Annotated in this window: 16 protein-coding genes; 12 read left to right on the top strand and 4 right to left on the bottom strand. The window is 39.1% G+C overall.

What is annotated here, in order from left to right; genetic code table 11:
• Nucleotides 1-18: 18 nt before the first annotated feature.
• The 5 genes from CES88_RS02905 (at nt 19) to CES88_RS02885 (ending at nt 14,076) form a co-directional block, all read left to right on the top strand.
• A complete protein-coding gene (locus CES88_RS02905) occupies nt 19-972 on the top strand; it encodes a tyrosine-type recombinase/integrase (RefSeq protein WP_290730694.1) in 954 nt (317 codons plus the stop codon).
• Nucleotides 973-1,119: 147 nt separating this feature from the next.
• Complete coding sequence (locus tag CES88_RS02900; RefSeq protein ID WP_290730692.1) at nt 1,120-9,198, top strand: tandem-95 repeat protein; 8,079 nt, start codon at nt 1,120-1,122, stop codon at nt 9,196-9,198.
• Nucleotides 9,199-9,266: 68 nt separating this feature from the next.
• Nucleotides 9,267-10,232: a CNNM domain-containing protein gene (locus tag CES88_RS02895; protein ID WP_290730690.1), complete on the top strand. Its 966-nt coding sequence runs from the start codon at nt 9,267-9,269 to the stop codon at nt 10,230-10,232.
• Between the two features lie 512 nt (nt 10,233-10,744).
• A complete protein-coding gene (locus CES88_RS02890; RefSeq protein WP_290730689.1) occupies nt 10,745-11,713 on the top strand; it encodes a ribonucleotide-diphosphate reductase subunit beta in 969 nt (322 codons plus the stop codon).
• Nucleotides 11,714-11,715: 2 nt separating this feature from the next.
• Nucleotides 11,716-14,076 carry a ribonucleoside-diphosphate reductase subunit alpha gene (locus CES88_RS02885; protein ID WP_290730687.1) on the top strand — a complete coding sequence of 787 codons (2,361 nt, stop codon included), beginning with the start codon at nt 11,716-11,718 and terminating at the stop codon, nt 14,074-14,076.
• 405 nt (nt 14,077-14,481) lie between these two features.
• Here CES88_RS02885 and CES88_RS02880 read toward each other — a convergent pair whose 3' ends face one another.
• Nucleotides 14,482-15,066 (bottom strand): FecR domain-containing protein, encoded by a 585-nt coding sequence (locus CES88_RS02880; protein ID WP_290730685.1) that lies wholly within the window; start codon nt 15,064-15,066, stop codon nt 14,482-14,484.
• A gap of 118 nt (nt 15,067-15,184) precedes the next feature.
• On the opposite strand from CES88_RS02880, the gene CES88_RS02875 reads away from it, so the two are divergent.
• The gene (locus tag CES88_RS02875; RefSeq protein ID WP_290730683.1) at nt 15,185-15,634 is read left to right on the top strand and encodes a hypothetical protein; all 450 of its coding nucleotides are present in this window, start codon (nt 15,185-15,187) and stop codon (nt 15,632-15,634) included.
• A 5-nt stretch (nt 15,635-15,639) separates the two neighbouring features.
• Here the strand turns inward: CES88_RS02875 and CES88_RS02870 are convergent, their stop codons facing one another.
• A complete protein-coding gene (locus CES88_RS02870) occupies nt 15,640-15,807 on the bottom strand; it encodes a hypothetical protein (protein ID WP_290730681.1) in 168 nt (55 codons plus the stop codon).
• A gap of 69 nt (nt 15,808-15,876) precedes the next feature.
• On the opposite strand from CES88_RS02870, the gene CES88_RS02865 reads away from it, so the two are divergent.
• Complete coding sequence (locus CES88_RS02865; RefSeq protein ID WP_290730679.1) at nt 15,877-16,452, top strand: nucleoside triphosphate pyrophosphatase; 576 nt, start codon at nt 15,877-15,879, stop codon at nt 16,450-16,452.
• Here CES88_RS02865 and CES88_RS02860 read toward each other — a convergent pair.
• Entirely contained in the window at nt 16,442-16,933 is a 492-nt protein-coding gene (locus tag CES88_RS02860) for a dihydrofolate reductase (protein ID WP_290730677.1), read from the bottom strand. The two genes, CES88_RS02865 and CES88_RS02860, sit on opposite strands and share 11 nt — an antisense overlap.
• Nucleotides 16,933-17,727, bottom strand: coding sequence for a thymidylate synthase (locus CES88_RS02855; RefSeq protein WP_290730675.1), 795 nt, complete (start codon nt 17,725-17,727; stop codon nt 16,933-16,935). Before CES88_RS02855 ends, CES88_RS02860 begins: the two co-directional genes overlap by 1 nt.
• 157 nt (nt 17,728-17,884) lie before the next feature.
• On the opposite strand from CES88_RS02855, the gene CES88_RS02850 reads away from it, so the two are divergent.
• The 5 genes from CES88_RS02850 to CES88_RS02830 all read left to right on the top strand — a co-directional run bounded on the left by CES88_RS02850 (nt 17,885) and on the right by CES88_RS02830 (nt 22,908).
• On the top strand, nt 17,885-19,057 hold the full coding sequence (locus CES88_RS02850) for a DUF1343 domain-containing protein (protein ID WP_290730673.1): 1,173 nt from the start codon (nt 17,885-17,887) through the stop codon (nt 19,055-19,057).
• A gap of 103 nt (nt 19,058-19,160) precedes the next feature.
• On the top strand, nt 19,161-20,297 hold the full coding sequence (locus CES88_RS02845) for an ABC transporter substrate-binding protein (RefSeq protein ID WP_290730671.1): 1,137 nt from the start codon (nt 19,161-19,163) through the stop codon (nt 20,295-20,297).
• A 60-nt stretch (nt 20,298-20,357) separates the two neighbouring features.
• Nucleotides 20,358-21,257 carry a branched-chain amino acid ABC transporter permease gene (locus CES88_RS02840; RefSeq protein ID WP_290730670.1) on the top strand — a complete coding sequence of 300 codons (900 nt, stop codon included), beginning with the start codon at nt 20,358-20,360 and terminating at the stop codon, nt 21,255-21,257.
• Complete coding sequence (locus CES88_RS02835; protein WP_290730668.1) at nt 21,257-22,138, top strand: branched-chain amino acid ABC transporter permease; 882 nt, start codon at nt 21,257-21,259, stop codon at nt 22,136-22,138. Before CES88_RS02840 ends, CES88_RS02835 begins: the two co-directional genes overlap by 1 nt.
• Nucleotides 22,135-22,908 (top strand): ABC transporter ATP-binding protein, encoded by a 774-nt coding sequence (locus CES88_RS02830; RefSeq protein WP_290730666.1) that lies wholly within the window; start codon nt 22,135-22,137, stop codon nt 22,906-22,908. The genes CES88_RS02835 and CES88_RS02830 overlap by 4 nt, the downstream gene beginning before the upstream one ends.
• The last annotated feature ends 3 nt before the right edge of the window (nt 22,909-22,911 follow it).

Below are 22,911 nucleotides of genomic sequence, written 5' to 3'. Positions count from 1 at the left end.
ATTAACCGATAATAAGTCATGGGAGAAAAGAAATTAGAGCAAATTGCTCACCCATTCACTATCTACCAAGAGTTCTTTGATAATTTCAATTCAAGGCACACTCGCTCTAGCTATGAAATAGATATAAGACACTTTCTCACTTGGGCCTTTGAGGAGCTCTCTATGAAGTCCTACGCTGACTTAGAGAGAGCTCACATCATCAAGTATAGAAATTGGTTACAAGAAGTTGGTGGCCGCTATGGTCAGCCCTGCGCTCCTAAAACAATTGCGAGAAAACTCGCTGCCCTTTCAAGCTATAGTGACTTTCTAGTAGAGAAAAGTATTCTGGAATTTAATCCTGTCTCTTCTGTAAAAAGACCTAGAAGAGATGTTGTCTCCCCTACCAATGCACTCTCTGCAACACAGATGAGAGAGTTATTAGACTCTATTCCTAGAGAGACGGACTCAGGAATCCTTCACCGGGCCCTTCTTATGATGTTCTTTACAACAGGGCTTAGAAAGAGCGAAATTCTAAATCTTAAATTTAAAGACTACCGAGAAATTAATGAATATAGAGTCTTAGAATTTATTGGTAAGGGTGGAAAGATTGGACAGAAAGTTCTCCATCCAGAATGTATTGAGAGCTTAGATCTCTACATTCTCAATATGGAAAAAATAGCGAGAAAACTAGAGCGCGAAGACTGGCTCTTTCAACCCTCTCATAACCCAACAAATCCTGATCGCTTAAATAAACCTCTCAACCCAAAAACAATCAATGAGATTGTAGATTACTACGCAAGAAAAATTGGCCTTAATTTTAAAGTGACACCCCATTCGGCCAGAGCAACTTTCATTGGAGAACTCCTAGAGCAAGGAGTTGATATCTACTCTGTCGCCAGAGAGGTTAACCACTCTTCAGTTAAGACAACTCAGGAATACGATAAGAGAAAGAAGAAATTAAGTGATAGCCCGGTTTTTAAACTTAAATTCTAACTTCTCAAGTAAAACTCTTCATAAGTGCCTTAAATACTAGTCAAAATTAATTATTCTACTCGAGAAGATCTATCTCAACCCTTTGTTTTCACGAAGAAGTTATTTTCTTCTCACCTAAGATAGTAGACTATCCGATAAGAAGGTGAAATGCGACTACTAATAAAGAAGTACATTCTAAATGCTCTAACGATCTCTTCATTTGTGGGAAGTTCAGCCGTTCTATACAAGGTAGTAAGTACAAAAAGTACAAAGAATGAAGTCTCTCAATCAAGAACAAATTATAGTTTTAATAAGGGCGGAGAAAATAAGTATCGTCCAATTGAGAAGAGTCTTAAAACAAAGAAAGAAGTAAAGAGTAATGATTCCATTCCTAAGAAAATAGCGACAAAGAAAAGAGAATCAAGAAAAGATCGACGTGCCTTCTCGGAGACCTCAGAACAGGCCTTAGGTTACTACAATACGCAAGGAAGGATTAACTCTATTTTAAATTCATCAAGTAGTGATATCTACCTTCCTGATGATTCTTTCAGCCTTGTTGAGAACTCAGAAAATACAAGAACACCTTCCTCAGAAAAGTCTGCTCAGGACGGAGTCTATACTTATAATTCAAGTGGTTTTCAATCAGACGATGAAACCAGTAAAGTAGAAAATAAGAACTCTGATTCAACAAACTCCACATCAGTAAGCAATTCATCAGGAAGTAATACTCCTTCTAAGAGAGAGCTTATCACAGGAAAAATCCCCGCTCTCCTAGGATCGATTTCTTATAAGAGCTTCTCGCTCTTCTTTAATGAAGCCTATGCCTCTACTTGTATCAATCCTACTATTGAGATTTTTGATATTAAGACCATGACAGTGGTTGCTGACAACCCACTAAACAGAGAAAATTTGCCATCTAGTACAGAATTTAATTTTGATCCTAATGAGCTAAATTTAAATTTAGAAACACCTACTAGGTACTTACTTAGAACAACTGGTTGTACCATGAACTATCAGAGGATTGTGACAAGCTTCTTTGAAGATCAAGAATTAGGGCCGGCCACAACACTACTCTCACAAGTTCTAAGAACCTCTTTAAGTGTAGATATTGATAAATTAGATGCAGACTCTCTTCATGAGGTCTCCTTAAAAATAGCTGAAAAAGAGAGCATTACTGATTCCCCAGAAGAAGTTTATAATAAAATAAGTGGCGATAGTTCTATCGTGCTGGCTACAAAGAAGGCCTTTGAAGGAGAAGACCTCTTTCTTCTTATTAACTCTGCTCCTGAGATTTCAAGTATAAATGTTGACCTAGAAGTCTTAGAAGGAAGTAACTACACTTACACTGTTAATTCTACGCACTGGAATAGCTCTTATAATATTGCTTATCAGTGGAAGCTAAATGGAAGTACTGTTTCAAATAGTGCTTCTTGGGTCTATTCTCCTCCTGCAAATTCACTTAGAGAAGTTGAGGTCGAATTAATTATTGGAAAGAAAGAGAGCTCCACTCCAAATGTTGATACTAACTTTCCAAATCATTCCATTAAGTATCAAGTTAATGTTCAAGATAATGTACTAGCAACACCTGTAGACTTCGCCTTAAATGTGGCGAGTACCACACCTACAACAACTAGAAATATTCAGCTTGATTTAAGTACAGGAACTGATCTAGGTAGCGGAGCTTTTCAAAATTGTCTCTCTTTCACCAATATGGCAATTACAGAAGATAACCAAATTCCATCTAGTGGAGATTTTAATATTTCTTGTAATAGCGCTAATTTTCAAATTTATCCATACACAATACAAAAATCAACTGATGGAAATGTAGATTTAAAACTCTGGGCAATAGATATTAATGGAACAATTAGTGATCCAAAAATTCTCACCGTAAATATTGATACTACTGCTCCAATATTAGCATTTGATAATCTTCCTCCTACGTTTATCGCCGAGTCTACAGTAAATATAAGCTGGAAGGCCTCAGAAGAACATAATGATGGAACAAAGAACTTCATTGTAGAGTTTTTTAATGGAAGCGCATGGAGTAATATTGCAAGCATTGCATCTCCAAGTGGTCTTATCAGCGAGCAAACTTTCACGACTTCTTTCACTCTACCAAATATCTCAGTAACTAATGCAAAGTTTAGAGTTAGCTTTGAAGATGAATTGGGAAGTAATAGAATACTAGAAAGTGGAGATCTTGTTATTGATGCTCCTATTTTAAATTTTTCAAATACTACTTACGCCCTAGCTAACACTCTTAATACATCAAATGGTTCTGCATCGACGACAACTATAACAAATTCAGGTGGCGCCGCCTCGACGACTTGTAGTGGCGCAAGCTTAAGCGGAACAAATGCTTCCGAATTTGAAATCATAGCAGATGGATGTGGAAGCACAAATCTAGCACCGAGTTCAAGCTGTACTATTGATGTAAGGCCAAGACCGACAACAAAGGGAGTTAAGACTGCTAACTTAACCTGGAGCTGTGGAAGTAATTCTACAAGCACGGCGCTAAGCTTTACTTCTTTAAACAATACTCCAAGCAAGGCCTCTGATTCAGCAAGCTCTTTAAGCGAAGATAGTACGCATAATTTTACTATTCCTGCTGCAATTGATGCTGATTCGGATTCTCTTACCTACACTATCGTTTCGGGACCGACTTCAGGAGCTCTTACAAATTGTCTAAATTCAGACACTGACCTTGATTGTACTTATACACCAAATACAAACTTCAATGGTTCAGATTCATTTAGTTACAAAGCGAATGATGCAAGTGCGGACTCTCTTGTAACTACAGTCACTTTAACTATTAATCCTGTAAACGATGCTCCTACTCTCACTGCAACACAGACTGTTTCAACTAACGAAGATACTAGTTTAGACTTTGACTTAAATTCAGGAAGTGACGTTGACGGGGATACATTAAACTTCATCATTGTCTCTGCGCCAAGTGCGGGAACATTAAGTTGTGATGGAGGAATATCTCCCGCTTGTACATATTTACCAGCAAATGACGATGTAAGCTCATATACCTTCACTTATAGAGTGAGTGATTCTATTCTCAACTCAAGTATTTCAACAGTGACTATAAATATCTCTGCTCAAAACGATGCCCCTGTTGTAGCTGCCGACCAGGTATTCACACCAGTTGAAGATACACCGCTCAACTTTACCATTACAAGCGCGGCGGATATAGATCTTCCCGTACAAACTCTTAGCTATAAAGTCATCAACTCCGTCACAAATGGAACTTTAACAAATTGTATAACGAGCGCCGGTTTCACTACAGACCTAAGTTGTACTTATACTCCTGACTCTGACTTCAATGGAAGTGATTCATTTACTTACAGGGTCTATGACTCTATTGCAGAATCAGCAAACGTAGCAACGATAACTTTTAACACTAGTGCCGTAAACGATGCGCCAACACTAGCGGCCACTCAAGCAATTTCGACAGATGAAGACACTCCAGTAACTTTTGACTTGAACCTAGGAAGTGATATCGATAGTGCAACACTAAGCTATATCAAAGTCAGCGATCCTGCTCAGGGAACGTTAAGCTGTGTTGGTGGAACATCAAGATCTTGTACTTACACTCCGGCAGCAAATGACTATGGAGTTAGAACTTTTACTTACAAAGTTAATGACGGCACACTTGATTCAAATACTTCAACCGTTTCTATAACTATAAATTCAATCAATGATGCCCCCGAGATGATCGCCAATCAAAGTGAGACAACAAACGAAGATACTCCTCTATCAATTACTCTTCTTGGTGCCTCTGATGATTTAACGGCGACTCCATCTATTCAGTACCAGATAGTATCTGCTCCACAAAACGGAGTGCTCTCAAACTGTATTGATAATTCTTCGTGGAGTACTGACAAATCATGTACTTACACTCCTGCAGGAAATTATAACGGGACAGACTCCTTTACTTACAAGGCCTACGATTCCCTCTTAGAGTCCTCAACGACTTCGACAGTTAATATTACAATCTCTCCAGTTAATGACGCCCCTACCATTGCCACAACAGGAGCGGTAACGACGGCTGAAGATACTCCTCTAACTTTTGATCTTCCACTTGGTAGTGATATTGATAGTGCAACTCTAACTTATGTTAAACTCACTGATCCTGCCACGGGAACACTGACTTGTGACGGTGGAACTTCAAGGTCTTGTCTTTTTACGCCATCATTAAACTTCAATGGATCAACGTCATTTACTTTTAAAGTAAATGACGGTGCACTTGACTCAAATACATCGACAGTGACAGTAACGATTTCAGCTGAAAATGATGCTCCAGTCATGGCCGCAGATCAAAATGTATCTACCGATGACAATACGAATTTAGTCATCAACCTTTCTGCTGCTACTGATATTGACGGAGACACTCTTTCATATAAATTAGTAAGTGCTCCAACAAATGGTTCTCTAACAAATTGTATTACGACAGGAAGTTATAGTACCGATATAGTCTGTGACTATATTTCTAACTCTAACTATAACGGTACAGACTCTTTTACTTTTATTGCAAGTGATGGAACTACTGATGCGGCTTCCTTTGCAACAGTGAATATAGCGGTTAGTGACAAAACTGCTCCTGCAGCGCCGACAATTTCACTCGCGCACTCAACTTATAGAAACACACTCAATCAAAACCTAACGGCTTCAAGCTGTGCTGATATGCCTTATCTCTTTATCACAGAAGGCGCTAAGCCGTCTTCAGGCGATACTGGTTGGCAAGCTTGCTCAACTGTGGTGGGAGCGATAACTCATACTCTAGTCTCTACAACTGAAGGTGATCGTTCTTTAAAAGTATGGTCAAAAGACGTTAATGAGAACGTCTCTTCAAGTGAAGATACAGTGATCGTTCACTACGACGAAACTCTCCCTATTATTAACTTTGCAGCAATACCAACTAAGAAAGGAAATACTAGTATTGATATTGATTTTGACTTGACCGAGTTGAACTCTACATCTACCAATGATTTTACAATAGAATTCTTCAACGGTTCTAGCTGGCAAACAGTTGGAACACTTGCCTCTGCAAGTGGTAATTTATCGGCGACAGCTTTTTCTAAAAACTGGACTCTCCCTACAATAGATACAACTAGCGCAAAATTTAAAGTTTCTTATACGGACCTCGCTGGAAATACTGCTGAGACTGAAAGCTCAACTTTCCATGTAGATTCTACTGCTCCAATTCTCTCTATAAATTTTAAAGAGGCCTATAAGTCAGGAATAGCAGAGGACTTCTCTTGGAAACTAACTGAAGTTAACCCAGGGGCTGCAGGAGGAAATTTCACTCTTAGATTCTATGACGGGTCGTCTTGGAATAATTTAACGAGTGTTCTAAGTAGTTCAGTCTCTCAAGTAAACTCTGAGTACACTGGCTCGTTCACCACGGGAGTTGATACTCCTAACGCTAAACTAGAGGTGAGCTTTACCGATGAAGTAGGCTTCACAACCACTGTAGAAAAAGACATTATTATAGACGGAACGGCACCTACAATCTCCTCTTTTGATTTAGCAGAGGGATTAGCGACGACAGATAATAATAATGTCTTAGTAGAATTCTCTGCGACCGATACGACTTCAAATATTACTTACGCTTGCCTAAGATACGATGACGACACTCCTCCTACAAGCTTGGACGATGAGTGTTGGACAACGCTACCGGCAGGCCTACGATCAACTTCCGTTACTGCGACTCCGTCCGATAACCTCTATTTTAGAATTGGTTTTTTAAACAGTTCTTACGATGTCTACTTGTGGCTTGCGGACGCGGCAGAAAATATAACAACGAACGCAGCGACTCTCTCTGTAGATAAAGACACAATCACTTATATGCCAGGGACTCCTCCACAAATTTCAGACTTAACAGTATCCAATAGCGATTCACCATCTAGTCCTGCGGTAGTCTCAGACCTCATCTTTGGAGCGGGCTCAGATATTTATATAAAGTGGAAGGCTTCAGATGCTGAAGGACTTATCGCAAATCCTATAAGTATAAGTTATGCCACTAATGCCAATCCAGATGAGTTTCTTCCCCTCGCCTCAAATATCGCAAATATTGCAAATACTGGCTGTACTATTAGTGGGAATGAAACAGGTTGTGTTGTTCTTGAAGGACAAGTTCCAACCACAGGATCTTTTAAAATAAGAATCATTGTTAAAGATACCGCCAGTGCTGAAACTTTTTTAACTTCCTCTCCTTTAAATGAAACAAATTTTAGAATGATTGCAGGTAACACAGAAAAAGGTGTTGGCGGAAGCTCTCAATCAGTTATTTATAAGACAAGGTCTAGTCAACATCTCGCAGACTCAAACTCCCTTGCGGTTACAAGTAAGGGCGATATTTTCATGCTAGATACACAGGCCGGCCTACTTTGGGTCAATCCAACCACTGGAGTTGTAAGCGAGTTGATCGCTAAAACAGGAACAGCTTCTGGAGACGGAGGTTCTATAGCTAGTGCCACCCTCAAAGACCCTCAGGCCATTGCTCTTGATCACTCAAATGGGCTCTTAGTTCTCGACAACAATAGCTTTAGAAGAATAGATATGAATACAAATCCTTGGACCATCAGCACCCTTATTGGTGGCGGATCTTCCTCAGATCCGGGAAATAGTGTTGATCCAGATCAGATAAAAATTGATGCCACTCATACTCACTACTCAACAATAACAACTCTTCCAAATGGAGATATCTACTTTAAGTCTGATTCTTCTAGCAATAAGAAATGGAGGCACTACGATGCTTCAGCAGGAAAAGTAAATTTAGTTAATGTTTCAGGAACGGGATACTATACGGACGCGGCTGGGCCATTGAGTGTTCAACCAACTTATAACTTGGCCATGACCTATGACCCACTCTCTTCTGAAATTGAGCATATGCAAGTCACAATTTATAAGTCAGTTCCTGGAAATACACGACGATACCCTACGAGGCTAGACTTTGTTAATGGCTCCCCTACAACTGACTATCAAGCGATTGCTCCGTATGATGTCTATGGAGGTTACTTCGCAGTCTATAAGTCAGGACAAAATGGACTTCTCTACGCGGTCACTCAACTAAAACGTGAATTGGTGGTCTATAATGCTGCCGCGAATACTTGGAGTAAAATTCTAGGAACAGGATCAACACCAGGAGCACCTTGTTCTGATGGAACGAATGCAACTTCGTGCAGTGTAAGTATTGAGGCCATGTTTGTAGACGCCAACGGGAAGCTATTCTTCAACGATCAAGGGCTCATTAGAACTCTTGATGACTCTGGCAATATCGTCACTCTCACTGGTCAATTTCCTTCTAGCGGTGATGGAGGAAATGCACTCTCTGCTAGAATTGGCCTCTCTTATCAAATTGACTGGGGATTAAATTCCGCGCAAAAAGATATCCTTCTAATAGGAGATACGATCTCAGGTGATTATAGAGAATTTCAAATTGGTGGAAATATAAATTACGTTGCTGGTAGCTACGGATATACAACTTACTCATTCACTTCAGACCCTATTAACGGAAATATTTACGATGACACAGGCTCTGGTGTTCAACTCTTTACCAGAGCTTCTGGGCTTTGGTCGAAAGTTATTGGAAATGGTGGAACCTCTTATTACAATCCAGCTTCTGATGGGAAAGTTGGAAATGATATATCTTTTGACTGGTATAGCGAACAAATTCTAGGCCTTGCTGGAGATCAATTAATGGTTCAAAAGTCTAGATGGAATGGAACAACTTCATCTGACGCCTATATAAAACTCTATGACCGAGCTGACAGCTATCGCCAATCTCACTTCATGGGTCAACCCGATACAGATAGAGGTAGTATAGAAGCTGCAGGTACAAATACTGCCGACTCCAGAGCGCCTACCTACGGTGGAATGGTCAACGCCCAGTACGATGCCACTCACGGTTGGCTAATGAAGCAAGCAAACTCTTCTAGAATTATAAAGACCACTCAAGGGGGAGTTATCGCTGAATACACAACACTTCCAAGTTCTGCTTATGGTTTTGTGATGAGAAGAGATGGGGCCGAAGAGAAGATTTACTACTGTAATAGTTCAGGTGTGATGATTGAGTATAATAAAACAACTGACACTACGACTTCTCTAGACTTAGCTTCCACTGCTCTTAAATGTTACTCTGGACAGAGAAAGATTCTCTATAACTCTGTTAGTAACTCCATCTACTTCATCGTTTATCAAAACGGGCTATACGGAGTTGGCGAGTATTTCTTAGACTAATGCTCCATTTTGTTAAAAGTTTACAAGAACTTAACTAAGCTTAGACCTAATTTGCTATAATAAGGGTCATGACACTTTTATTCGTATTTATATTTATCTCTATTTTTGTCTCTTTTCTGTGCTCAATTCTTGAGGCGGTAGTTCTCTCAATTACTCCAAGCTATCTAGCTTCTATTGAAAAGACTAATGAGAAGCTATTTAAGAAACTCTCTCCTCTACTGCTAAATATCGAAAGGCCCTTGGCCGCTATTTTAAGCTTAAATACTTTCGCCCATACCATAGGTGCAACAGGGGCCGGCGCACAGGTTCAGAAGGTATTTGGCGATAGCGTTCTCACCATTTTTTCAATCCTTCTAACTTTTGCCATTCTCTTTCTTTCAGAAATAATTCCAAAATCTATTGGGGCCAGGCACTGGAAGAAATTAATTCCTTTCATAGGCTATATTCTTCCAACCTTTATTTTCCTCACTCTTCCACTAGTATGGTTGAGCGAAAGTATCTCAAAGGCCATCAAGGGAGAACACGAGAAACTTACGAGAGATGAAATACACGCAGTAGCTGAAATAGGTGTGCGCGACGGGGCTATTTTCCCAGAGGAATTTGAGGCCTTAAAAAATATGCTCTCTTTTCCAAAGAAGCCTATTAAAGACATCACACTAGCTATTGAGAAGGTCTTCACACTCCCTTTAAGCACTCCTCAAGAGGAACTCCTAAATATATGCGAGCAGTATAAATTCTCTAGGATTCCCATTGTAGGCACTTACGAGTACGACGTGAGGGGTTATGTTCTACGCTGTGAAATACTCTCCTCCCTACTCATAAATGAACAAGTAGGCCTGTCAGAGCTCCTAAAGCCCATGCTACAAGTCACTGAAGATACAAAGATCAGAAATGTGTTCACAAAGCTCATAAAGCGCAAAGAGCATATAGCAAGCGTCCACAGTGAAGGCGGAGATCTAGTAGGTATTGTCACACTTGAAGATATAATCGAAGAGATACTAGGCCTAGATATTAAAGATGAGACTGATAATTAGCTCGTCCAAATCTACTACATATCGAAATAAACATTAGATCAGACACCATATATAGTGCCAACTCTCTGTGTTAATCACCAAAAAACCTATAGAAGCACTGTTTCAAAAAATGATGTAAGAATGTTTTAGAAAAAAAAGTACGTTGCTGCAGGGGGTTTGACAGGGCCCAACCCTCCGATTGTTATTGAAGCTTTGAATTCGTCTAGTAGTTTTTATAAAAAAAATCATCTAAAACCACAATAATTTGTAAAATTGGGCTTGAAAATTTGCTCAGAATTGCTACTCTTTTAATAGGGACAAAAAAACAATATCCAACAATCAAAGACACACACAACCCCTTTGGTAATGGTATATACGAGCTTAGCGGCACTAATTGGCGTAGTCAATTTAATGGAGTTCTTCGCTCGGTTTTGATGTTTCTACTTTTAAAAGAGAACACAATATATAGCGCTAGAGAATTTTGGCCAATATAAACTACTTGTAACAACCGCACACACAATTAAGGAGGCATTGTGGATCCTATTCTCGCACCAAACGATGATCGTTTCGTACTATTTCCACTGAAGTATCACTCAATTTTTGAGATGTATAAAAATCACATGGCCGTATTCTGGACTGCCGATGAGTTAGACTTCGCATCTGACATCACGGACTGGGAAAAGCTAAACAAAGATGAGCAACATTTCATCAAGCACATTCTAGCGTTCTTTGCTGCTAGTGATGGGATTGTAAATGAAAACCTTGCTCTTCGTTTCTATAACGACGTTCAAATACCAGAAGCTAGATGTTTCTACGGATTCCAAATCGCAATGGAAAATATCCACTCAGAAACTTACTCGCTTCTCATCGATACATATGTAAAAGATGCTAAAGAGAAAGATGAACTCTTCCACGCAGTTACTCACTTCCCATTCGTAGAGAAGAAAGCGGCATGGGCCATGAAGTGGATGCAATCAAAGAGATCATTTGCAGAGAGACTTATCGCCTTCGCAGCGATTGAAGGTATCTTCTTCTCTGGATCATTTTGTTCAATTTACTGGTTAAAGAAAAGAGGACTTATGCCAGGTCTTTGTACTTCTAATGAATTCATTAGTCGTGACGAAGGACTTCACTGTGAGTTCGCTTGTCACTTACACGAGCTACTTACTCCAGAAGAGCAATTAACAAAAGAGACGATCACTCAGATTATCACTGAAGCTGTAGAGATCGAAAAAGAATTCATCACAGAAGCAATTCCAGTATCACTTATCGGAATGAACGCAGATATGATGTCTCGCTATATTGAATTTGTAGCTGACTACTGGCTATCAAGACTTGGTTGTAAGAAGAATTACAACACAGAAAATCCATTTGATTGGATGGAGCTTATCTCACTAGAAGGAAAGACAAATTTCTTCGAAAAGAGAGTATCAGAATATCAAAAGTCAGGGGTTCTAGGAGACAGAACTCAAAACACATTCACATTAGACGCGGAGTTTTAGAAATGTATGTCATCACAAGAAGTGGCGAGAGAGAGCCGATAAAATTCGATAAGATCACGGAGAGAATTGAAAGATTAGCTTTTGATTTAGATCAACAATTCATCGATCCTTCACTTATTACAAGTAAAGTAATTGAAGGTATTTTTGATGGGATTACAACTCCAGAGCTTGATAAATTAGCTGGTGAAACTGCCGCTTACCTATCAACTCAACACCCAGATTACTCAAAGCTTGCAGGTAGAATTGCCGTATCTAACCTACACAAAGAAACACGTGGTTGTTTCTCTGAGAATATTAAAGAAATGTTCAACTACATTGACCCAGCAACAGGAGCAAAAGCTCCTCTCGTTTCAAAAGAGCTTTATGATGTTGTGATGGAAAATGCAGAAATGCTTGATACAGCAGTTGATGACAAGAGAGATTTTAACTACGACTACTTTGGATTCAAAACTCTTGAGAGATCTTACCTTCTAAAAATGAATGGTAAAATAACTGAGAGACCAGGGCAGATGTTAATGAGAGTTTCTGTTGGTATTCACATGAATGACCTAAAAGCGGCTATTGAAACTTATAACTTAATGAGTGAGAAATACTTTACTCACGCTTCACCTACTCTATTCAATTCAGGTACAGCTAAGCCACAACTTTCAAGTTGCTTCTTACTTACAATGAAAGACGATAGTATTGAAGGGATCTACGATACTTTAAAGCAAAGTGCTCTTATCTCTCAATCAGCAGGTGGAATTGGTCTTTCAATTCACAATATTAGAGCGAAGGGTTCTTTCATTAAAGGTACAAATGGTACTTCTAATGGAATCGTTCCAATGCTTAAAGTTTTCAACGATACTGCTAGATACGTTGACCAAGGTGGCGGAAAGAGAAAAGGTGCTTTCGCAATCTACCTTGAGCCATGGCACGCAGATATCTTTGATTTCCTAGAAATGAAGAAGAACACTGGTAAAGATGAAAATAGAGCGAGAGATTTATTCTACGCACTTTGGATTTCTGATTTATTCATGAAGAGAGTTGAAGCTGACGGAATGTGGTCACTATTTTGCCCACACGAGTGTCCAGGTATGGCCGAAACTTACGGCGCTGAATTCGAAGCTCTCTACACAAGATACGAGAGTGAAGGAAAGGCCAAGAAAGTTGTTAGAGCACAAGATCTTTGGTTTGCAGTTCTTGAATCGCAAATTGAAACTGGTTCTCCTTACATGCTTTACAAAGATTCTATTAACGAGAAATCAAACCAAAAGAATCTTGGAACAATTAAATCTTCAAACCTTTGTACAGAAATTATGGAATACACTGCTCCTGATGAAGTTGCTGTTTGTAACCTAGCTTCTGTGGCCCTAAATATGTTTGTTGATGAAGCGACTAGAACATACGACCACAAGAAACTCTATGATGTAGTCTACAGAGCGACTTTAAACCTTAATAGAATTATCGACATTAATTACTACCCAGTAATCGAAGCAGAGAATTCCAATATGAGACACAGACCAATTGGTCTAGGTGTTCAAGGTCTAGCAGACGCATTCTTTAAGATGAGATATAGATTTGAGAGTCCAGAAGCTCTTGAACTTAATAACCAGATCTTTGAAACAATTTACTTTGCAGCACTTACGGCTTCAAAAGATCTTGCAGAAAGAGATGGTGCTTACCAAAGTTACGAAGGATCACCTATATCAAAAGGACAATTCCAATTTGATATGTGGGGAGTAACTCCAACAGGTAAGAATTGGGACTGGAAGAAGTTAAAAGAAGAAGTTGCTAAGCACGGAGTTAGAAATTCTCTTCTAGTTGCTCCAATGCCTACAGCATCGACTTCACAGATTCTTGGAAATAACGAATGCTTTGAGCCTATCACTTCAAATATCTATGTTAGACGTGTTCTTTCTGGGGAATTTGCAGTTGTTAATAAATTCCTAGTGAACGATCTTATCAGAGCGGGACTATGGAATGATAAGATGAGAAATGAAATCATCGCTAACAATGGTTCAGTCCAAGCAATTGAAAGAATTCCAGAAGAATTAAAAGGTCTATATAAGACAGTTTGGGAAATTAGCCAAAAGACAGTAATTGATATGTCAGCGGGACGTGCTCCATATATTGATCAAGGTCAATCCCTAAATATCCACATGCAAGAGCCGAACTTTGGAAAACTTAGTTCAATGCACTTCCATGCTTGGAAATCTGGACTTAAGACAGGAATGTACTACTTAAGAGCAAGAGCAGCTGTAAACGCAGTTCAATTCACTGTTAAGAACGACACGCCAGCAGTAACAAATAAAGAAGACGCACAAGCAGCAATGGTTTGTTCTATTGAGAACCCTGATGATTGTGTTATGTGCGGATCGTAGTACCCGAAGGGTACGCAAAATGCGAAAGCATTTTGACGCCCGCTTTACCGTCACGTTAAGCGAAACGTCAGTTTCGATTAGCGTGGGCGGAGGGCTCATAGATCCACACAACCACAATCATGATTTCCTACTACGAAGCACACTCAGTGCTTCTACGTACGGAAATTGTGTTATGTGCGGATCGTAGTACCCGAAGGGGATCATAGATCCACGAATACTGAAAGCTGAACCCAAGAACTTAGGGTTCAGTTTCTATCTCTAAGGAAGTAAAGTTTTTTAGATGATAGAGGTCTCGTAGAGACAAGCGATGGAATGCTCTACACAAAAGACCTTTCAACCAGTTGCGAGCTGGTAGAAATAAGTTACAAGTAGAGGCCCAGTTAGAAATAGCTGGGCCTTATTTTTTTACCAATCTAGTTGTTTAGAAAAAGCATTAATCACATTTGCAGGTAAGTCTAGAACTTCCCCAATAGACTTTCCGTAACGACCACCAAGGCCACCCCACTGATTCTTTGAGATCAGAGAAGAGTCTTTAACGCTTGAATTATTTTGAAATTGAACCTTACCATCGAAGACGATAATTTCAGTTTCTCCAAGTAGAGAATTTGCAATTAAGAGATAGTCTGTTCCACGAACTCCTAAACTCGCTTGCTTAGTATGAATAACTCCATTTGATTTCTTATTCTTCTGAGTGAACCAACGAATTCTTCCCTTTAGAAAATTATACTGCTTGGTACTCTTCTCGCTTAAGTCTAAATTCATCTCTCCATTAGGTCCAAGCACAAGATTATTATTCCACTCTGCGATTTCAAGCTTCACAAAACTTCTCGCCTTTGTCTTAAGTATCCCACTCTTTAAGATTGAATCTCCTACTTTTAAGGATTTTCCATTTAAAGTTACATCACCCTTTAACTTGATAATTCTTGCAGTTGGAATTGCAAAAGACATGCTTGAAAAAAGCAACACTGCGCAAAAAAACATTTTCTTCATAAATTCTCCATTAGTAATTAACTAGATAATCATATCCGCAAATAAAAAAATAAACAAACATTGACGAATTAAAACGACAGGGAAACAATTATAGAACACACAAAAAAGAGAGAAATTTATGAGACTACTGATCTACCTAGGTACCCTAGCAATTATGTTAATGGCCTTTGAAGTAAAAGCTTCGTGGCAAGAATTCGAACAAGCACAAATCGACATTTCCCCATGGCTCTACGAAGAAGCTACAGAATTCAGTGACTGGGAAGAGTATATAACTCTTGGCAATGGACGTTCACAGAGTATTAAAGTTGACGAAAAATCTCTTTCATCAAATGGAACAGTCGTTGCGATCACTCAGAGAATCACAAATATTTCAAACACTCCGTATTGTGTCATTGCGAAACTAAAGCAATCAACAAATACAATTAATACTTACCTAAGAGGTGGAAGAACGATTGTTTCTCCAGAAGAAACTATTCTAATCGGTGGTTATAGAGTGCATACACTTGGGAAGAACTGGAAAGTAAATTGGTCATTCCAGGCCACAAAGAAATTAGAAAACTGTAAATAGTCCTCTCAAGCAGCTCGGTCCTCATCATCAGGGCGATCGAGTTCAGGGTTATCATAATTTTCAGGGTGGACATCTTGTTCACCTAGAGACTGCTTAATCAGCCCAATGGTAAAGACGATTGGAATTAAAAACCACGCAAGAGTGACTAATACTTCTAAAGTTTCCTCTCCCATATTACCCTCCAATAGTTTATTATAACATAGAATACACTTAATATTTTCTCAAAGACCAAGGGCCAACTCATGGATATTATACTCGCTTCGACTTCTCCTTACCGAAGAGAACAATTAGAACGTCTAACAAAGAAGTTTAAGACCCATGCACCAAATGTCGATGAAGACAGCTATAAAGACAAAATAAGAAATCCAACTGAGCTTGCCGAAACACTCGCAAAGCTCAAGGCCCAAAGTGTATTAAAAGACCACTTAAACGACTTCATTATCGGTGGTGATCAAGTCCTAAGTATTGATGGAGAAATTCTAGGAAAACCCAAGACTGTGGAAAAAGCGATCTCTCAACTAGGAATACTTAGTGGAAAAACTCACGAATTAATCACGTCCACATGCTACTTAAGTGAGAGTTATTGTGAAGTTAAAACGGTAATTGCAAGAATGAAAATGAGAGAGTTAACAAACTCTCAAATTGAAAATTATATCACTGCTGAATCCCCATTAAATTGCTGTGGCTCTTATATGTTAGAAAATCAAGGAATAGCTCTCTTTGAAGAAATTCATTGCAGTGACTACACTGCTATCATAGGACTTCCACTAATGAGCACAGCAAGCATACTTATGAAGAATGGATTTTCTATTTTCTAGAAAGTGTAACAAACTTCCAACTAAGTGTTGACTCTCCTGCCGGATGAACTTCTAAAGAGTCCTCACTCCAAAGAGAAGCATCAAAACTTGGAAAGAAAGTATCTGCCTCACCTTCAAAGTCTACAAAGCTTAGATACATTTTAGAACATTTAGAGAGATAGAGCTGATAAATCTCTCCCCCCCCAACAATGGCCGCTTCAGTTTTACCACTTTGAGTTAAGTAATTTTCAATTTCATCAATCGAATGCAAGACCACGCAACCATCTTGCTTATAGCTATGGTCGCGCGTAAGAATAATTGTTTCACGTTTTGGAAGAGGTCTACCAATAGATTCAAAAGTCTTTCGCCCCATGATCATACTCTTACCAATAGTGAGGGCCTTGAAGTTCTTTAAGTCTTCTGGAAGCTTCCAGAGAAGTTCATTAGAAAGTCCAAGCTCCCTATTTTTCCCAAGGCCTGCTACGATGAAGTAATTAATCACTATATGGCCACAGGTGCTTTAATATGTGGATGAGGATCGTAGCCCTCTAATTCAAAGTCAGAAAAACTGAATTCAAAAATATTTTTAACAGCAGGATTAATCTTCATTACAGGAAGTGCTCTAGGCTCTCGGCTCAATTGAAGCTCTGCCTGATCAAGATGATTTGAATAGAGATGGGCATCTCCAAGAGTATGAATAAACTCTCCGGCTTCAAGCCCAGTCACCTGTGCCATCATCATTGTAAGAAGTGCGTAACTTGCAATATTAAAAGGAACACCTAAGAAAATATCTGCTGATCTTTGGTAGAGCTGACAAGATAGTTTTCCATTGGCCACAAAGAATTGAAAGAAAGCGTGACATGGAGGTAGTGCCATCTGGTCAATAACTCCAGGATTCCAAGCAGAGACAATCAGTCTTCTTGAATCAGGATTATTTTTAATTTGTTCTACTAAATTTGTAATTTGATCCACATGTGTTCCATCTGGACGCATCCACTTTCTCCACTGAGCTCCGTAAACAGGTCCAAGATTTCCCTCTTCGTCTGCCCATTCATCCCAAATAGAAACCTTATTTTCTTTTAAATAAGAGATATTCGTATCGCCCTTTAAAAACCAAAGGAGTTCATGAATAATTGATCTTAGATGACACTTCTTTGTTGTTACAAGGGGAAAGCCTTCACTCAAATCATAACGGGCCTGATAACCAAAGCAAGAAAGAGTCCCCGTTCCTGTTCTATCAGATTTTTCAACGCCATTATCTCGGACGTGTCTCATTAGATCTAAGTATTGTTTCATGCATGCTCCCTTGCGTGTGTGTTCTTCTATTTTCATAGATTGACCACCTATTGGCCACAAATTGTGCATCTTTTTTTTAGACACATTCCAGTAAAATAATCCTTTAAAAACATATTTATATTAGTTACCATTTTTAACTTAAGATATCGGAGAAGAAATGGTTACAAATGGAATTGAACAACTCTCTAGCGAGACGCATCTAAATAAACTAAAAGGGAATGTGGCCCTACTTTGTCACAGTGCTTCGGTTGATAGAAATTTCAACCATAGCGTTCTAATACTAAAAAAATTAATTGGAAGTAGACTCGTAAAGATCTTTGGTCCTCAGCACGGCTTTGTCACTGACGTACAAGATAATATGATTGAAACAAAGGACTTTATTCACCCTTATTTCAAAGTCCCTGTTCACAGTCTCTACGGAGAAACAAGAATTCCTACTGATGAAATGTTAAAAGATGTGGATACATTAGTTGTAGACTTACAAGACGTCGGAACGAGAGTCTATACTTACATATCAACTTTAACTCTTGCCATGGAAAAGTGCGCGCAACTTGGAATTAAAATTGTCGTCCTCGATCGCCCCAATCCAGTAGGCGGAGAAATTCTAGAGGGAACAATTCTAGAAGAAGGTTTCAAGTCTTTTGTTGGAAGATATCCAATGCCTCAAAGACATGCAATGACTATGGGAGAAGTGGGGCACTTCGCAAAGAATAATTTTGGAATTGACTTGGACTATGACGTTGTAGCGATGCAAGGCTGGAAGAGAGAGATGATGTGGGGAGAATGTGAACTTCCCTGGGTAAATCCATCGCCAAACCTTCCAACACCAGTAGGTGCGCTCACCTTTGTGGGAACTGTTCTCTTTGAAGGAACAAAACTATCTGAAGGACGTGGAACTACTAGAAGCCTTGAAGTTATTGGTCACCCAGACATTGAGCCCTTTGAATTTGTTGAATACTTAAGCTCTAAAATTTCTGGTGACGAAAGCTATGTCTTTAGACCTGTCACCTTCCACCCTATGTTTCAAAAGCACGGAGGCCAGACCTGCGGTGGTGTTCACATTCACCCATTAGACTGGAAAACATTTAGGCCATGGCGTGTCTCACAAATGCTTTGCAAAGAATTTAGAAATTTTCTGGGTGATAAATTTCTTTGGCAGGATGCGGCCTATGAATACGAATATGATAAGCTGGCCATTGATCTCATAAATGGAACATCTTCAATTCGCCAATGGGTCGAGAGAGACGGAAGTCTAGAGGATTTATTAGAGCTTGAGATGAAGGGATATGACGCATATCAAAGCATGCGAGATAACGCGCTTCTTTATTAAGATTAACCGAATCGGTCTGTTTTATGCCTTTACATATCAGACCTCTTTGCTAAACTTTTAAAACAATAAAATTCATACACATACATATCAGGGAGAGATAAACGTGATTAAGAAACTTAAACTCAAGAGAATATTTACAATTGGGGCCCTAGCGCTTTCTCTTGCCCCATTAAGTCTTGCGGCCAAGCGTGAAGTTAAAATTGGTGCAGTTTTCCCAATGACTGGTCCTGTTGCCACTTACGGACAAGAATCAGTAAATGGAATTAAGCTCGCTCTTAAGAAAATAAATGCTGAAGGAAAAATATCTATCGAATTAAAAGTTGAAGATAATAAGAGTGAGCCACAAGAGTCGGCCAACGCTGTAACTAAATTAATCAAGTCAGATAGTGTTGACGCTATTATTGGTTCAGTTGCTTCTTCAAATACATTAGCTGGTGCTCCAATTGCTCAAACAAATAAAGTGCCATTAATGACTCCAGCTTCTACTAATGAAAAAGTCACAATGACTGGAGACTTTATTTCTAGAACTTGTTTCACTGATGCCTTCCAAGGTGTTGTGATGGCAAAATTTGCTTTTGAAAATCTTAAAAAGAAAAAGATGGCCATCATTATTGATAACTCTTCTGATTACTCAAAAGGTCTTTCTAAAGTATTTAAAAAGAAGTTTAAAGAATTAGGTGGAGCACTTGTTTCAGACGAAGACTTTGCTTATATCCAAAAAGATACTGACTTTAGATCTCTTCTTAGAAAAATTAAGAGAACAAAGCCAGACGCTATTTTTCTTCCAGGTTACTACACAGAAGTTGGTCTTATCTTAAAGCAGGCCCGTCAGATGGGAATGAATATGCCATTTCTTGGAGGAGACGGCTGGGACTCTCCTACTCTTCAAAAACTAGCCGGAGATGCTGTTAGTGGAAATTATATCAGCTCTCACTTTGCTCCAGACGACAAAGATGAAAAAGTTCAGGCCTTCGTAAAAGAATACAAAGCTGCTTACGGGCAACAACCAGGAGCAATGGCAGCACTTGGGTATGACGGAATTCTCGTCATGGCAGACGCTATCACAAAAGCAAAATCAACTAAGAACACAGATATCCAAGCGGCAATTCTAGCGACAAAGAATTTTGTTGGTGTAACTGGATCAATAACAATTGATAAAGATAGAAATGCTCAAAAGAGTGCTGTAGTTCTGGAAACAACACCTAGTGGTAACGTTTTCAATTCTAAAGTTAACCCATAATTAAATTCAAAAGTTCAACGGGCCCATATATTTGGGCCTTTTATTTTTTAAAGGTTAAATATGAGTGAAGATACAATGTATTTTTTCTGGGACCTTGGGCAATACCTAATTAATGGACTAACCCAAGGTAGTATCTACGCCCTTATAGCCCTAGGCTATACGATGGTGTACGGTATTATTAAGTTAATTAACTTTGCCCATGGTGAATTCTATATGATAGGTGGCTTTATTGGCTTCTATTGTATTATGGGAGGGCTTCCTCTCTACCTAGCTTTTCCAGTGGCCATGTTAGGTTCAGGAATAGTTGCAGTAATTGTTGAAAAAATTGTTTATAGACCGATAAGATCAGCTGGAAGAATTCCGGCCCTTATTACGGCACTTGGAACATCACTCTTCTTTCAATATACTGGTCAACTAGTTATTGGAGCTGATCCCAAAGCATTTCCAACCGCCATTGAGCAAAAGACATGGTTCTTCGGCGAAATTATGATTTCAAATATCCAAGTTATTATTCTTGTGACTACTTTTGTACTGATGATTTTTCTCTGGTGGTTAGTAAATAAAACTAGAATCGGAAAGGCCATGAAAGCGACTAGTTATAATCACGACGCCGCTGAACTCATGGGAATCGACACAAATAAAATTATCTCTTATACCTTCTTCATTGGGGCGGCCATGGCCGGTGCAGCGGGAGTTCTTGTTGGGATGTATTACAGTACTGTTGAACCAATGATGGGACTAATCCCAGGGCTTAAAGCATTTATTGCTGCAGTTCTAGGTGGTATTGGAATTATACCAGGAGCTGTTCTTGGTGGACTTACATTAGGAGTCGCAGAAAACCTAGTTGTTGGTTTCTGGGAATCAACATATAGAGATGGGATTGCATTTCTCATCCTTATTTTAATCTTACTAGTAAAGCCTGCGGGAATTCTCGGTAAGAATAGAAAGGAGAAAGTGTAATGTTAGAATTACTACTACACCTTAGTATCCTTAGCGGAATTAATATTATCTTAACAGTTTCCCTTAATTTAATTAATGGAATCTGTGGGCAATTCAGCTTAGGCCACGCAGGTTTTTGGGCAGTGGGAGCCTACTCTGCTGCGGCCTTTACAGTGTACGCGCAATTACCTGTGCCACCAGAAGTAAACCTAATCATAGGCTGCTTCATTGGATTTATCACAGCATCAATAGCTGGACTTATTATTGGAGTTCCATGTCTTAGACTTCGCGGCGATTACTTAGCAATTGCCACTCTAGGTTTTGGAGAAATCATTCGTATTGTGATTATGAACACTGACTCAATTGGTGGCCCAAGAGGTTTTAGTGGAATTCCAAAGATTACTAATTTCTTCTGGGTCTACCTCTTTGTATTCATCACAGTTCTCATTATTGCAAATATTATGAGAGGAACTCACGGTAGGGCCATCATTAGTATTAGAGAAGATGAGATCGCTGCAGACTCAATGGGAATTTATACTTTTAAATATAAAACTATGGCCTTTGTTATTGGTGCAGGTTTTGCTGGTATCGCAGGCTCTCTCTACGCTCACTATACTCAATTTCTTCATCCAAATGGATTTACCTTTATGTTCTCAGTCATCATTCTCTTAATGGTAATTCTAGGTGGACTTGGATCTATAACAGGATCAATTGTTGGAGCAATTATCCTAACGCTTCTTCCTGAAATTCTAAGACTTATGGGTGAGACCATTAGTGAATGGAGAATGGTTATTTACTCTGTTCTACTTATTACGTTGATGCTTCTAAGACCAGGAGGGATTTTTGGTAAACATGAATTTAATCCTCTAAAGTTCTTTAAAAAGAAAGGAGAAGCTGCATGAGTACTCCTATTTTAGAAACAAAGAATATAACAATGCGCTTTGGTGGTTTAACTGCTGTTGATAATTTCTCTCTCTCGATTGGAAAAACTGATCTCGTTGGAGTCATTGGCCCTAACGGTGCAGGAAAGACGACGATCTTTAATATGGTCACAGGAATATATGAGCCAACAGAGGGAGAGATCCTCTTAAATGGAAAGAATATTTCAGGATTAAGACCCGCATTCATTACTCAACAAGGGGTAGCGAGAACTTTTCAAAATATTCGTCTCTTTAAAGATTTAACTGTCTTAGATAATATTAGACTTGCTGGACACTTTCGTGTTGATTACGGGCTACTGGCAAGTATTTTTAGAACAAAGAAATTTCACCAAGAAGAAGAGCGACTTAAGAAAGAGGCCATGGAAATTTTAAAGATCTTTGGCCTCGACAAGAAGAAAGATCACTTTGCTAAGAACCTTCCTTACGGAGAGCAGAGAAGGCTAGAAATCGCAAGAGCTCTTGCCACTAAGCCTGACATTCTTCTCTTAGATGAGCCTGCAGCTGGAATGAATCCAAATGAAACAAGAGATCTAACAGAACTTATTCGCTGGGTGCGAGATAAGTTTCAAATTGCAATTCTTCTTATCGAGCACGATATGAGATTAGTAATGGATGTGTGTGAACAAATTTATGTGGTCGATCACGGCGAGCTTATCGCTCACGGAGAACCAAAAGAGATTCAAAGTAATCCTAAAGTTATTGAGGCCTATCTAGGAACAGAGCGGCCATAGGGA

The organism is Halobacteriovorax sp. JY17 (assembly GCF_002753895.1).
Lineage (GTDB): Bacteria > Bdellovibrionota > Bacteriovoracia > Bacteriovoracales > Bacteriovoracaceae > Halobacteriovorax.
The sequence above is the reverse complement of the archived record's forward strand: the minus strand, read 5'-3'. Positions and strand labels throughout refer to the sequence as shown.